A 13,794-nucleotide genomic window follows, 5' to 3' on the forward strand; every position below is an offset into this window, starting at 1 on the left:
CATGGATGCCCAACCGCTGTACGACCTGGCTCCGCTGACAAGGCTCATGCTGCTGGGCTTGTTGATTGCCCTGGGGCCCCTGGCCTGGGTGCGCTGGCGCAACCGTGGCGCATCACCCATGCGCCGCCTGCAAGCCTTGACGGTGCTCACCCTGTTCTTGACCTTTGATTTGGTGTTGTTTGGTGCCTTCACGCGCCTCACCGATTCGGGCCTGGGTTGTCCTGACTGGCCTGGCTGCTACGGCAGCGCCAGCCCGGTGGGGGCCCAAGCAGAAATCACTGCAGCCCAAGATGCCATGCCCACTGGGCCAGTCACCCACCGCAAGGCCTGGGTTGAGATGATCCACCGCTACCTGGCCACTGGGGTGGGCGTGTTGATCATTGCCATGACGGCTTCCGCCTGGGTGCAGCACCGTGCGTGGCGGCGTGCCCAGGCATCTACGGACCACGCGGGGCCCGCGCCTGGGGGCAGCCCGTGGTGGCCTACCTTCACTTTGCTGTGGGTGTGCCTGCAAGGGGCTTTTGGTGCGCTCACGGTCACCATGAAGTTGTTTCCCGCCATCGTCACCTTGCACCTGGTCGGTGGCTTGGTGCTGCTGGCCTTGCTGTGTGTGCAGGCCGTGCAGCACACGCGTGCAGCGCAGGGCGTGGCAAGGGTGGACTTGTCCGGGCCGCTGCGTGCCGGGCTGTGGGCCACGGCCGCGCTGGTGTCTGCCCAGGTGGTGCTCGGGGGCTGGGTCAGCACCAACTACGCCGTGCTGGCCTGCACCACCTTCCCCACCTGCCAGGGCAGTTGGTGGCCAGCCATGGATTTTGCGCAGGGCTTTGAGGTGTGGCGCGAGCTGGGCCTGCTCCAAGACGGCTCCCACATCAGTTTTGCGGGGCTCACGGCCATCCACTATGTGCACCGTCTGATGGCCTACGTGGTGCTGGCGGCCTTGGTGTGGCTGGCCTTGCGGTTGCGCCGCGTTGCTGCGCTGCGGACCCAGGCGCATTGGCTGGCAGGGTTGGCTGCGCTGCAGCTGGCCACCGGCCTGTCTAACGTGGTGCTGGGGTGGCCTTTGGTGGCTGCTGTTTTGCACACTGGCGGCGCTGCGGCGCTGGTGGTGGTTTTGACTTGGGCCCTTGCAGCCAGCCGTGCTGCAGTGGGCCAGCCTGAGATGTCTGCGCCATTGCGCGCGCCGAGAGTGATTGCATGAGTGTTGCTGCCGTTTCCCCCCCTTCGCGATTCGCGCAGTTTTACGCGCTGACCAAGCCGCGCGTGGTGCAGTTGATTGTGTTTTGCGCCCTGATCGGCATGGTGCTGGCGGTGCCCGGCCTGCCCAGTGGCGCGCAATTGGGCACCATGGCACTGGCCTGTGTGGGCATCTGGCTGGTGGCCGGGGCCGCCGCAGCGTTCAACTGCATCGTGGAGCAAGGCATTGATGCCAAGATGAAGCGCACCGCCTGGCGCCCCACCGCCAAGGGCGAGTTGTCCAATCAGCAAACCCTGCTGTTCTCTGCGGTGCTGTGCGCTGCGGGTTCGGTGCTGCTGTATGTGTGGATCAACCCGTTGACCATGTGGCTCACCTTTGCCACCTTCGTGGGCTATGCCGTGATCTACACCGTGATCCTCAAGCCGCTGACGCCGCAGAACATCGTGATTGGCGGCGCGTCGGGCGCCATGCCGCCGGTGTTGGGTTGGTCGTCCCTTACGGGGGATGTGGGGCCCGAGGCCTTGATCCTGTTTCTCATCATCTTTTTGTGGACACCCCCGCACTTCTGGGCGCTGGCCTTGTACCGGGTGGAGGACTACCGCAAGTCTGGCCTGCCCATGCTGCCCGTCACCCATGGCAACGAGTTCACGCGGCTGCAGGTGTTTCTGTACACGCTGATCTTGTTTGCTGGCTGCCTCATGCCGTTTGTGTACGGCATGAGTTCCTGGATTTACCTGGCCTTTGCCGTGGTGCTGAGTGCCGGGTTCTGTGGCTACGGCTTTGCGCTGTGGCGCAATTACTCGGATGCCTTGGCCCGCAAGACCTTCCGCTTTTCCCTGATCCACCTGAGCGTGCTGTTTGCCGCTCTGCTGGTGGACCACTACGTGATGTGACCCATGCAAAAACGAAATGCTATAAAAGTAATAGCTGCTAGCGCTTTATTGGTAAGCGCTACAGCACTTTTTTCTGCTTGCGCTGAGAAGAAGGCCGAGTTCAAGGGGGTAGATATCACCGGTGCTGAGTACGCCCGTGACCTGCCCCTGACCGACCACAACGGCCAGCCGCGCCACCTCAAAGACTTCACAGGCAAGGTGGTGGTGGTGTTTTTCGGGTTCACCCAGTGCCCGGACGTGTGCCCCACCTCGATGCAGGAGCTGGCTGAGGTCAAGCGCACCCTGGGTGCAGATGGGGAACGCCTGCAAGGCATCTTCGTGACCGTAGACCCCGAGCGCGACACCGCCGAAGTGCTCAAGGCCTACATGGCCAACTTTGACCCCACCTTCCTGGCGCTGCGCGGCAATGCGCAAGAACTGGCCGCTGTGGCCAAGGACTTCAAGATCTACTACAAGAAGGTGGATGGCAAGACGCCCACCAGCTACACCATGGACCACTCGGCCGGCAGCTACGTGTATGACACGGCAGGTCGCCTGCGCGTGTACCACCGCTACGGCAGCGGCGCAGCCGCCCTGGTGGCGGATGTGGCCACTTTGCTCAAAGAGTCGAAGTAGGGCGGGAGTAGGTTGGTACAGCGTCGGTAACGGGGCCCGCCTATCGGCATGGCCCCACCGGACTACCGCACTCAATCCGCCTTGATGCCCCGCTGGGCAATGATCTGCCCCAGGCTGGCTGTGTCCGCTTTGATGCGGTTGGCCAGCCCCTCAGGGGACGTGCCGGCCACTTGCCAGCCTTGCTGGAACAGCTTGGCCCGCACATCCGGGGTGCGTGCAATCTCTGCCAGCACGGTGGCCAGCCGCACTTGCAGGTGCTTGGGCATGGTGGCAGGGGCGGCAAAAGCATTCCAAATTTCCAGCTCAAAGCCCTGGATGCCCGCCTCGCTCAGGCTGGGTACATCGGGCGCCAGCGCGCTGCGGCCTGCCGATGTCACCCCAATCGCCCGCAGCTTGCCTGCCTTGACTTGCGCCTGCGCCAGCGCCGGGGGCAGCAGCGCCATCTGCAGTTGCCCGCCCAGCATGGCGGTGGCCACCTGTGGGTAGCCTGCATAGGGCACATGCACCGGGTTGATGCCGCTGCGCGCCTTCAGCAGCTCTGTGCCAATGTGGCCCACTGTGCCCACGCCCGGCGTGCCGTAGCTCCATTTGTCGCCTGCGCTGCGTGCTGCGGCCATGAACTCGCGGGCGTCGGCGGTGGCCGACACTCCGGGCTGGCTCAGCGGTACGGTCAGCACCAGGGGCGATGTGCCCACCAGCGTCAGCGGTGCCAAGTCCTTTTGCGGGTCATAGGGCACGGCGGCATTGATCAGCTTGGCAATCGTCATGTTGCCATTGATCATCAAGCCAATCGTGTGGTCATCCCGCGCCTTGGCCACCGCATCGGCCCCAATGTTGCCGCCTGCGCCCACCTTGTTTTCCACCAGCACCGGCTGCCCCAATGCCTTGGACAAAGGCTCAGAAAAAGTGCGAGCCGTCAGGTCGGGCGAAGAGCCCGGCGGGAAGCCGACCACAATCTTCAGCGGTTTGGTAGGCCAGGGGGCCTGGCTCGCAACGGCAGGGGACTTTTGGGCCAGAGCCCAAGACGAAGTCAATGCCGTCAACGCCAGGACAACGGCACTGCGGCGAGAGAACACGGGATGCATGGGGCTCCTTCAAAGGTGTATGAACGTGCGGCACACGGCAAAGCGCTTTCACCCCGCAAAAAGAAAAGCCCGCCAAATCTGTTGACTTGCTTGCGAAGCCACCACGCAGGGGCATCACACTCAGCATCAACAGGTTCCTGGCGGGCCCTGTGTGGGGTTTATCGGCAAGGCTCGCAAATGGTAGCGCGGCTGCACGCCCGGTTGCGCCCCATTTGCACCTTGCTTCAACGGCTTAGGCGGGTTCCGTCAAAGCCTTCTTCATTTTCTTCATCGCAGCCACTTCAATTTGCCGAATGCGTTCAGCGCTCACGCCGTACACCGCTGCCAGTTCGTGCAGCGTCATCCCGCCTGAGCCATCGTCGTTCACCTTCAGCCAGCGCTCTTCCACAATACGGCGGCTGCGCTCGTCCAAGCTGGCCAGCGCATTGGCAATACCGTCAGACGCCAGCACATCGCGCTGGCGCGACTCAATCATGGCCGTGGGCTCATGCGAGGCATCGGCCAAGTACGCAATCGGGCCAAAGGCCTGCTCGCTGTCGTCCGAAGGGGTGGGGTCCAGCAGCACATCGCCACCCGACATGCGCGTTTCCATTTCAATGACTTCTTCGCGCTTCACGTTCAACTGCGCTGCCACCACATCGATTTCGTGGTCAGACAGCGTGTCGCGGTGCGTGGCAGCATCGGCTGCGCTGGCATCGGCCTTGAAGCCCTGCTTCATCGAGCGCAGATTGAAAAACAGCTTGCGTTGGGCCTTGGTGGTCGCCACCTTGACCATGCGCCAGTTTTTCAGAATGTATTCATGGATCTCCGCCTTGATCCAGTGCATAGCGTAGCTCACCAGCCGAACGCCCTGGTCAGGGTCAAAACGCTTGACGGCCTTCATCAGGCCTACGTTACCTTCCTGGATCAGATCGCCATGGGGCAACCCGTACCCCAGGTACTGGCGTGAAATGGAAACTACCAAGCGCAGGTGCGACATCACCAGGCGGCCCGCAGCGTCCACATCGTTGTTTTCTTTGAGTTGGCGGGCGTACGTCTGCTCTTCTTCCTGCGTCAGCAGGGGCAGGCGATTGACCGCCGAAATGTAGGCGTCCAAGTTGCCCAGGGCCGGTACCAGCGCCCAGGGGCTGGTGGGTGTCACAGCAGTGATTGCGGTTCCAGATGAGTGTGTCATGCCGGGAATCCTTTCCTCAATGGCATCATGTTAGCACTCTGCTAGATAGAGTGCTAAAGCCAAAGTTCCCGCCCGCAGCTGGTATATGGGATTGCGGCGAAGGTGTCGATGTTGTTGTCGATGCTGTCGATGTTCACTGTATCTTGAACTTTTTCCACTGAACTTTGAACTGGCGCAGTATCGGTTTTGACTGACGCGTCGCCTCTTCGGCCGTCAGGGGCTGGTCTCAGACATGTGCCTAAATGCGTGCTTTAGACTGGTTTCAGTCAGTCGCCCGCCTTGGCTTTTACGGGCGGTCTTAGCCAGTAGAGATCCTCTGGGCGCTGAATCTGCCAGACTGTCCACTGAGGAACGTCGGCGGGTGAATCGGCCTAGGCATCCGGCGACTTCGCTCTGCCGAATGAATCAGGGAGGAGATATGGGCAATGAATACACATTCGCGCGTTTCTGGCGCTGCGCACTACAGGTCAATCCTGTCGGCTACAACGGCACTTACAGGGGCGCTGACCACGGGCTGGACGAAGGCGGCTACAACCAGGCTCTGCTTCAGAAGTGCCTTGAGCTGGACATCAAGGTTGTGGGCCTTGCCGACCATGGCAGCGTGGCGAGCGTCGATTCATTGCGCCAGGTGCTGGAGCCGCACGGGATCGTGGTGTTTCCCGGCTTCGAGATCGCCTCGAACGACAAGACGCACTACGTCTGCCTCTTTCCCGAGGGCACGACCGTGCAGCAGCTTGATCGCTACCTTGGAAACCTCAAGCTGCACGATCCAGCAGATGGCATCCGGCCTTCTCGCCTGAGTTCTGAAGAGTTGATCGTAGAGGTCGATCTACTCGGTGGGTTCATCTACGCTGCACATTGCACACAGGACAGCGGGCTACTGAAAAACCGGCTGAACCACGTATGGAAGCATCCCAAACTGCGCGCGGCCCAGATTCCGGGGCCGATAGATGACCTCACGAGTGTCGAGGGTGACTTCTACCGCAAGGTGTTCTTGAACAAGGACGATAGCTACCGGCGTGAGCGCCCCGTGGCGGCTATCAACGCCAAGGATGTTGCCAAGCCTGATGACTTGGAGCAGCCGGGGGCCACTTGCTTCATCAAGATGACGCGGCCGAACTTCGCCGCGTTCAAGGTTGCCTTTCTCGATCCGGGATCGCGAATCCGGCTCAACTCGCAGCAGGCCCAAAGCCCGATTGGCAAGGTTGTACGCATGACCGTGGCGGGTGGCTACCTTGATGGCGTCAGGGTGGACTTTTCCGACCACCTCAACACGGTGATTGGTGGCCGTGGAACGGGTAAGTCAACCTTGCTCGAATGCCTACGCTTCGCCTTGGACTTGCCGCCCAAAGGCAAGCAGGCCCAGAAGCTCCACCAAGAGATCATCAAGGAGAACCTTGGTCGCTTGGCCGGACGGGTTGAGCTGGCAGTAGTGTCCTCTGCCCAGAACGGCAAGCAGTACACCATCTCGCGCCGTCATGGCGGGCCGCCGATGGTGCGCGACATGGCTGGCAATGTCTCCACCCTACTTCCGCGCGACTTGCTGCCGGGCATCGACATCTATGGGCAGAACGAGATTTACGAGCTGGCCCAAGATGAAACCAGCCGAGTGCAGTTGCTGGATCGCTTTCTTCCTCAAAACGGGGAGTACGAGGCGAAGAGTGCCGATGTGCATAGGCGCTTAAAGGACAACCAGCAGAAGCTCACGAAGTCCCTGACCGATCTTGACGATCTGAATGCACAGGTGGAGCGCTTGCCCAAGCTGGAAGAGCAGCTTCGCGGTTTTGATGAGCTGGGGATCAAGGAGAAGCTGGCCAAGACCTCATTGCTCGCACGCGAGCGAGAGATTGCCAAGACCGCTACTGATGGCGTGCAGAGCTTTCGCGACGCACTTTCAGACCTACGTGACAGCTTGCCTGACCTTGATTTCATCAACGATGAGGCGCTTGAGGGCTTGCCTGACGCCGCCCAGTTGCTCGCTATGCGCACGACGCTGGATGGGCTCAAGCTGGGGTTCGCCGGCCATCTGACCGCGATGCAGGCCTTGCTTGATGACAAGGCCGGACAGTTCACCACCCAGCATGACGCATGGCACCAGGCGATTCAGGCGCACGATATCGAGTTGGAGAAGGCGCTGCGGACGTTGCCCGCCACTGCTGGAAAGAGCGGGCAGGAGGTAGGTGTTGCCTATCAGAAATTGATGGGGGAAATTGAGCGCATCAAGCCCATGAAGTCGCGGGCAACTACCCATGAGTCCCAGCGCGACACCTTGCGTCAGGAGCGGCGCAACTTGTTGGCCGAGCTGTCCGATTTACGTGGGCAGCGCATACAAGCGTTGCAGAAGGCCGCGAAGAAGCTGAACAGGCGGCTTGAAGGCAAGCTCAAAGTGGAAATCGTGCCGGAGGCTGACCGCACGCCGTTGATGACGTTCCTGCTAGGGTGCAAGCTGGACGGTGTGGGCGAAAAGCGGCTTGCGTTCATTGAGGACGCCGAGACGATCAGCCCGTTGTCGCTGGCCCAGTCGATTCAGCAAGGATCGGCCGACGTGCAACTGGATTGGGGCGTCACGCAGATGGTGGCCGATGCACTCACCAAGCTCCAGTCGTCGCAGCTTATGGAGCTGGAGGCCTTGGAGCTGGAGCATCGGGCGGACATCTTTTTGAATGTCGCTCACGGTCATGCCGATCCGGTATTCCGGCCACTCAACAAGCTCTCCACGGGCCAGCAGTGCACGGCAATCCTGCACATGCTGCTGCTTGAGAACGTTGATCCCCTTCTGATGGATCAGCCGGAGGACAACCTAGACAACGCCTTCATCGCAGATCGGATCGTCGCCGAGTTGAGGGAGGCAAAGACCAGTCGGCAGTTTTTGTTCGCCACACACAACGCGAACATCCCGGTGTTCGGCGATGCCGAGTGGATTGGCGTGTTCACGGCCGCTGAAAACCAAGGGCGTCTCGGGCTGGAAGCGCAAGGCTCGATTGACGTTCCCGTGATTCGGGATCAGGTGGCCAGCATTCTGGAAGGCGGGCGCGATGCCTTCATTCAGCGCAAAGAGAAGTACGAGTTCTGAGGTGGTTTTGGCAAGGGCGAGCGGACGGCTTCAAATCGTTGGGCATCTTTGGGGCCAATAGCGGAATTTGGACGACGTAGTTGCGACCGAAAGCAACCGCTGCGTAGCAGTCGTCCTGCGTGCAATTGTGTTGGCGCCGATGCAGAAGTAAGCCACTTTTGACTCATGTGCCGACGCCCCCGCGAGCCAAGCGAGTAGCTCTATACCCACACCCCTGTTAGCTGCGGGGGCGGAACAAGTGGCGCAGTTGAAGGTCGGCGCGGTGGCGCACACCGGTCTCGGCGGCAGCAAGCCTGACCGTGGGAATAGGTCTGGTCCAGCCCGAGGTACGGCCAATCAGCCTTCGCGCAAGGCGGTTGCCTCAACCCGGTGTCTGCGCCGACTTGCTAGACGCCGCGGGCTTCACCAGCCGCCCGATCTCACCACCGCACGCACTGAAGTTGCTGGCGTATTCCTCTGGGTTATCGAACTGCACCTGGGCTTGCATCAGGCGGCCGAGTTCCTGTTTCGCGTAGACCAGGATGCCCGCGCTGCTGCCGCCCGAGGCCCAGGGATAGTCCAGCTCGCGGAACTGGCGCGCGATGTCGCGGTAAATGCGCACATGCGTCTGCTCGTGTTTCATCACGTGCGCATAGGCACAGCTGCCCGGCGGGATCTCGCTGGCCACGCGCAGCACCGGTTTGATGTAATCCAGCCGCACGACGACGCCCTGGCAACTGGTCTGCGGCATCACCGCCAGCTTGGTCTCGACAACGACGTGGCCGAGTTGCGTACCCCTGCGGCCGGCGCCCGCGCCGATCTTCGTCAGTTCGGCGGCCGGTTTGGTGTTGTCCACCTCCGGGTCGACGAACCAAGCCGCACTGAAACGCACCGCCTTGTCGCAGGGAGGCAGGTCGGCGGACTGCGCCTGAAAGCAGGCGCTGAACAGCAGCAGAGCGAGGAGGCTTTTCATCGTCACCCTCTGGTTATCGGCGAGACGCGCTTGTCCTGAAGCGGTGTCCGCAAGGCGGCCAGGCTGACAGGGGCGCACGAGCATGCCCGGATCCGACTGGTCGCCAGTTGGCGTTTTTCAGCCTCCGATCGCATTGCCTGAAATCGTATCGGACCTGATTTGGTATCGGCGCAATGACTCGCATCCCGTCCAGCTTTGGTGCAGAGGGCTAATCGCAGAGTGCTTAGCATCGTTGTGACCACATACCCTGAAGCTCGCGGATAGAGGAGCCGCGCTGTCGCCCAAACGAGATATGCGACGCTGTAAACCGAATGGCAAATGGAGCGAAACCTACGGCGCTTGACTCGTCATGCGAACCCAGGGCCTGCCGCTGCCGGTGAATGCAAACATTCGGCGAGTGCTTTCTCAAACCACCAGCGGCAGCTCTTGCCCGATGGTGCGCCTTAGATGGCACGGTTTGGATGACAGCAATCGCTGCAGCGCTGACCTGGGCTGCTGCAGGTTCCGTTGACACCGCCCCAAGCTCATCGAGCGTCCTTCAAACCTGCAGCAACTCAGTCTCCGCCTACTGATACTCTCCGTAGTGCTCACTCAGTACCAAGCCTTCAAAAGCGGCTTGTGTCTGCGGGCGGCCAAAGAAGTAGCCCTGGAACGCCTTGCACCCGTGGTACAGCAGAAACTGATGGTGTGCCTCGGTTTCCACCCCCTCTGCGATAACCGACAGGCCCAGGCTGCCCGCCAGCGCGATGATGGAGCGGGCGATGGCTGCATCGTTGGGGTCCACCAGGGCGTCGCGCACAAAGCCCTGGTCAATCTTGATTTGGTCCAGCGGCAGTCGCTTGAGGTAGCTGAGCGACGAATAGCCGGTGCCGAAGTCGTCGAGCGAAAAACCCAGGCCGTAGGCCCGCAGTGCGCGCATGGTGGTGATGACGCTGTCCACGTTTTTGAGCAGCAGGCTCTCGGTCAGCTCCAGCTTGATGTGGGTGGGGTCGGCGCCGGTGGTGTGCAGCAGGTTCAGCACCTGGGTCACAAAGTCGTCCTGGTGGAACTGGCGCGCGCTGACGTTGATGGCCAGGGTGAGGTGTGCAAGGGCCGGGACGTTGCGCCATTGGGCTTGCTGGCGCAGGGCGGTTTCCATCACCCACAGGCCCAGGGGCACGATGAGGCCTGTGTCTTCTGCCAGGGCAATGAACTCACCGGGCGGCACCATACCGTGCTCGGGGTGCTGCCAGCGCACCAGGGCTTCGGCGCCCTGGATGCGGCCGGTTTCATCGACCTGGGGCTGGTACAGCAGCAAAAACTGCCCTTGTTTGAGGCCGTTGTGCAGCTCGGCTTCCAGCGTGGCACGGCGGTTGACGGCCTGCTGCATGTCCGGGTCAAAAAAGCGCAGCGTGTTACGCCCCGCGTCTTTGGCGCGGTACATCGCCATGTCGGCCTGTTTGAGGATTTCGTCCACCGTGGTGCGCTGTCCGTGCAGCAGCGTGATGCCGATGCTGGCAGAGCAGTGGTGCTCATGCCCGGCCAGGTCGTAAGGCTGTGCCAGGCGGGCTCGCAGCGTTTCGCCCAGCATACGGGCCTGGTCGGCGGCCTCGGTGGGGTCCGTGCCCAGGTTTTGCAGCACCACCACAAATTCATCGCCGCCCAGGCGTGCCACGGTGTCCAGCTCGCGTACATGGCTTTGCAGGCGGCGTGCCACCTCGGTCAGCAGCATGTCACCCACCTCATGCCCGCGGGTGTCGTTCAGCGTTTTAAAGTTGTCCAGGTCTACAAACAGCACGGCCGTGGCCATGCCGCTGCGGGTGCTGCCTGCCAACACTTGCTGCAGCCGGTCCACCAGCAGGCGCCGATTGGGCAGCTCCGTCAGGGCGTCGTAAAAGGCCAGGTAACGGGCTTCGTCTTCGGCGGCTTTGCGGCCAGAGATGTCGATGTCGATGCAGAACATCTCGGGGGGCTGGCCGGGCACCTGGATGTAGGCATGGCTGGAGAACACGTCGACCAAGCTGCCGTCTCTGCGTTGCAGTTGCAACTCTCCCGCCGGGATCACCTCTCCGGTGGCAAACATTTGCTCCACATGGGTGCGCACGGTGTCGCGCATCACGGGCGGGATGATGAGCTCAAACAGGTTGCTGCCCATGGCCTCTTGTGCGGTGTAGCCGTACAGGGTTTCCGAGGCCTTGTTCCAGTAGCTGGTGGTGCCATCGGCCAGATAGCCTTGCACCGAGATAGAGGGGATGTTGAGCAGCAGAGAGCGAAACCGCAGCTCGGACTCTCGCAGGGCGGCTTCTGCTTGCTTGCGGTCGGTGATGTCGCGTGCCAGCAGCACTACGGCCTCTTCGCCTTGCACCGGCACGCCCAGCGGCTGGGTGCGCCCCTCAAACTGGCGCATGCCTTCCAGTGTGTTGATTTCGTACTCGAGCGTTTGGGTGTGGCCCGTGCGCAGGGTTTCGTGGATCAGGCGCAAATACTGCTGAGCCTGGTCCGAGGGGAGCACGTCGCTCAAATTTTTGCCCAACAGGTCGTTGGCCTTGGCGACCAGTGCGGTCTTGTCGTTGGACAGAACCTCCAGGTAGCGACCACTGCGATCCAGTACCAGCAGCACATCGGGGATCGCCTGGGTGATGGCCCGCAAGCGGGCAGAGCTGTCGCTCAGCGCTCTTTCGGTGTTGAGGCGCTCTTCCACGTCTTTCAGCAGCGTGCCCAGCAACAAGGTGGCCACCGTGAAGATGCAGATGAAGGGCAGGGCGATGGTGTCGTTGATGCGCTGCGCTACGGGTGGGGGAAGCAGCTGGAAGGCCCCCACCACCGCAACATGCACCAGAAACCCAAAAATCAGCAGCGTGCGTGGCTCTAGCCCGAGCTTGCCGCGCTGGTGCGCATGCCGGTACAGCAGGCCCAGCGATACACAAATCACCACCACCAACAGGCCAACGCCCATGCCTGCACCGCCAATCCACAGGCGCCAGCCCATGGTCATGGCGCCCGCAATCACCGCAACCACCGGCCCGCCAAACAGGCCCGCCATGCACAGCACGACAGAGCGTGCATCAAAGATCACGCCGGGCATCAACACCACGGGCAGCAGCATGCCCACCACGCAAATGCCGCCAAACAGGGCGCCCGAAACGATTTGCCCGATCAGGGGCTTTTGTCGCCAGACACGGATGTTGACGCCATGCAAAAAGCACAGCGCCAGAAGCAGTGCAACGCCTTTGACCAGTTCAAGGAACATGGGCCTCCGCCGGAGTAGGTGGAGGCCCATCATCCGGGGGTTGCAGCATTTTGTAAACGGGATTTGTACCCGCACCGTGGCGGTGTGGCGGCGGGCACTTCAGGGCGCCCCATGGGCACCCTGAATGGGGGGAAGGGATTAGGACAGTAGCGCTTGCGCAAACTCGCGCGCGTTGAAGGTCTCCAGGTCTTCCAGCTTCTCGCCCACGCCGATGAAATACACGGGGATGGGGCGCTCTTGCGCAATGGCGGCCAGCACGCCGCCCTTGGCGGTGCCGTCCAGTTTGGTCACGATCAGCCCGGTCAGTTGCAGCGCATCGTCAAACGAGCGCACTTGCGCCAACGCGTTCTGGCCCGTGTTGCCGTCAATCACCAGCAGCACCTCGTGCGGGGCGGTGCCGTCGGCCTTGGTGACCACGCGTTTGATCTTTTTGAGCTCTTCCATCAGGTGCAACTGCGTGGGCAGGCGGCCTGCGGTGTCCACCAGCACCACGTCTTTGCCCCGGGCCTTGCCTGCCGTCACGGCGTCAAAGCTCACGGCGGCGGGGTCGCCGCCTTCCTGGCTCACGATTTCCACGGTGTTCCGGTCGGCCCACACGCCCAGTTGTTCGCGCGCAGCAGCGCGGAAGGTGTCGGCGGCGGCCAGCAGCACGCTGGCGCCTTCGTTGGCCAGGTGCTTGGTCAGCTTACCGATGGAGGTGGTTTTGCCCGCGCCATTGACGCCCGCCACCATGATGACGGTGGGGGTGTGCTCGCCAATCACCAAGGCCTTTTCCAGGGGGCGCAGCAGCTCTGCCAGGGCATCGGCCAGCAGCCCTTTGACGGCGGCGGGGTCTGTGGTCTTGGTCTCCTTCACGCGGCGCTTGAGGTCGTCCAGCAGGTGCTGGGTGGCCTTGACGCCGGTGTCGGCCATCAGCAGGGCCTCTTCCAGCTCTTCGTAAAGGGCATCGTCGATTTGCGTGCCGGTGAATACGGTGGCGATGCTGGAGCCCGTTTTGCGCAGGCCCGCTTTGAGGCGATCGAGCCAGCCCTTGCGCTCTGCCGCTACGGGGGCTGGCGCTGGGGCTGCGGGAGCGGAGGCCACGGCTGGCGCAGCAGCGGGTGGGCTGTGCACCACGGGTGCCTGCGGTGCTTTTGCCGCTGGCGCAAACGGCGTTGCAACGGGCGCTGTCTGCGTTGCGTGCGCTGCTTGCGTTACGGGGGGTTGTGCCTTCAACGCCGGGGCTGGGGATGCTGGCGGGGCGGCTTGCACGGGCGCTGCCGGGGCATAGGCCGCCACAGGCACGGCGGGGGGGGCGGCATCAGGGGATGCGGCCACCGGCGCAGCAGTCACTGGTGCAACAGTCTCCGGTGCCGCAGTCGGTGGCTGTGCGGCTACAGGGGCGCTGGCAGGCGCTGGCGTGGGGGTTGGTGTTGGCGCCGCTGCGGTGGCTGGCGCGGGGGGGGGCATCGGCGGTTTGGCCGCAAACGGGTTGCGCAGCCAGCCAAAGCCAGGGGCTGCAGCGGGGGCGGGCGCCGTTGGCGCGGGCGTATCGGGGGCATGGGGCGCCGAAGGTGCGGGGCTGGCTGCAGCCTCAGG

Annotated in this window: 9 protein-coding genes; 4 read left to right on the top strand and 5 right to left on the bottom strand. The window is 62.5% G+C overall.

From position 1 onward, the window contains the following. Nucleotide 1 precedes the first annotated feature (1 nt). The 3 genes from C8C98_RS13445 to C8C98_RS13455 are packed head-to-tail and all read left to right on the top strand — an operon-like array spanning nucleotide 2 to nucleotide 2,703. Complete coding sequence (locus C8C98_RS13445) at nucleotides 2-1,198, top strand: heme A synthase (RefSeq protein WP_121454693.1); 1,197 nt, start codon at nucleotides 2-4, stop codon at nucleotides 1,196-1,198. Beyond that, the gene (cyoE, locus tag C8C98_RS13450) at nucleotides 1,195-2,088 is read left to right on the top strand and encodes a heme o synthase (protein WP_099740295.1); all 894 of its coding nucleotides are present in this window, start codon (nucleotides 1,195-1,197) and stop codon (nucleotides 2,086-2,088) included. Before C8C98_RS13445 ends, cyoE begins: the two co-directional genes overlap by 4 nt. A 3-nt stretch (nucleotides 2,089-2,091) precedes the next feature. Beyond that, entirely contained in the window at nucleotides 2,092-2,703 is a 612-nt protein-coding gene (locus C8C98_RS13455) for an SCO family protein (RefSeq protein WP_121454694.1), read from the top strand. A gap of 71 nt (nucleotides 2,704-2,774) precedes the next feature. Here the strand turns inward: C8C98_RS13455 and C8C98_RS13460 are convergent, their stop codons facing one another. Together C8C98_RS13460 and rpoH are read right to left on the bottom strand one after the other, a co-directional pair. Continuing rightward, complete coding sequence (locus C8C98_RS13460) at nucleotides 2,775-3,788, bottom strand: tripartite tricarboxylate transporter substrate binding protein (protein ID WP_121454695.1); 1,014 nt, start codon at nucleotides 3,786-3,788, stop codon at nucleotides 2,775-2,777. Nucleotides 3,789-4,020: 232 nt separating this feature from the next. After that, the gene (gene rpoH, locus C8C98_RS13465) at nucleotides 4,021-4,962 is read right to left on the bottom strand and encodes an RNA polymerase sigma factor RpoH (RefSeq protein WP_121454696.1); all 942 of its coding nucleotides are present in this window, start codon (nucleotides 4,960-4,962) and stop codon (nucleotides 4,021-4,023) included. Between the two features lie 418 nt (nucleotides 4,963-5,380). On the opposite strand from rpoH, the gene C8C98_RS13470 reads away from it, so the two are divergent. Next, nucleotides 5,381-8,035 (top strand): TrlF family AAA-like ATPase, encoded by a 2,655-nt coding sequence (locus C8C98_RS13470; protein WP_121454697.1) that lies wholly within the window; start codon nucleotides 5,381-5,383, stop codon nucleotides 8,033-8,035. Nucleotides 8,036-8,396: 361 nt separating this feature from the next. Here the strand turns inward: C8C98_RS13470 and C8C98_RS13475 are convergent, their stop codons facing one another. The 3 genes from C8C98_RS13475 to ftsY form a co-directional block, all read right to left on the bottom strand. Further along, nucleotides 8,397-8,987 carry a hypothetical protein gene (locus C8C98_RS13475; protein WP_121454698.1) on the bottom strand — a complete coding sequence of 197 codons (591 nt, stop codon included), beginning with the start codon at nucleotides 8,985-8,987 and terminating at the stop codon, nucleotides 8,397-8,399. A gap of 565 nt (nucleotides 8,988-9,552) precedes the next feature. Beyond that, nucleotides 9,553-12,216: an EAL domain-containing protein gene (locus C8C98_RS13480; RefSeq protein ID WP_121454699.1), complete on the bottom strand. Its 2,664-nt coding sequence runs from the start codon at nucleotides 12,214-12,216 to the stop codon at nucleotides 9,553-9,555. A gap of 138 nt (nucleotides 12,217-12,354) precedes the next feature. Beyond that, nucleotides 12,355-13,665 (bottom strand): signal recognition particle-docking protein FtsY, encoded by a 1,311-nt coding sequence (ftsY, locus tag C8C98_RS13485; RefSeq protein ID WP_233574687.1) that lies wholly within the window; start codon nucleotides 13,663-13,665, stop codon nucleotides 12,355-12,357. Between the last annotated feature and the right edge of the window lie 129 nt (nucleotides 13,666-13,794).

This window comes from Acidovorax sp. 106, assembly GCF_003663825.1.
Classification (GTDB): domain Bacteria; phylum Pseudomonadota; class Gammaproteobacteria; order Burkholderiales; family Burkholderiaceae_C; genus Acidovorax.

Bases quoted from the DNA above. Each gene is read 5' to 3' on its own strand.
- rpoH (WP_121454696.1), bottom strand. From the start codon at position 4,962: ATGACACACTCATCTGGAACCGCAATCACTGCTGTGACACCCACCAGC.
- ftsY (WP_233574687.1), bottom strand. From the start codon at position 13,665: ATGCCCCCCCCCGCGCCAGCCACCGCAGCGGCGCCAACACCAACCCCC.
- cyoE (WP_099740295.1), top strand. From the start codon at position 1,195: ATGAGTGTTGCTGCCGTTTCCCCCCCTTCGCGATTCGCGCAGTTTTAC.
- C8C98_RS13480 (WP_121454699.1), bottom strand. From the start codon at position 12,216: ATGTTCCTTGAACTGGTCAAAGGCGTTGCACTGCTTCTGGCGCTGTGC.
- C8C98_RS13470 (WP_121454697.1), top strand. From the start codon at position 5,381: ATGGGCAATGAATACACATTCGCGCGTTTCTGGCGCTGCGCACTACAG.
- C8C98_RS13475 (WP_121454698.1), bottom strand. From the start codon at position 8,987: ATGAAAAGCCTCCTCGCTCTGCTGCTGTTCAGCGCCTGCTTTCAGGCG.
- C8C98_RS13460 (WP_121454695.1), bottom strand. From the start codon at position 3,788: ATGCATCCCGTGTTCTCTCGCCGCAGTGCCGTTGTCCTGGCGTTGACG.
- C8C98_RS13445 (WP_121454693.1), top strand. From the start codon at position 2: ATGGATGCCCAACCGCTGTACGACCTGGCTCCGCTGACAAGGCTCATG.
- C8C98_RS13455 (WP_121454694.1), top strand. From the start codon at position 2,092: ATGCAAAAACGAAATGCTATAAAAGTAATAGCTGCTAGCGCTTTATTG.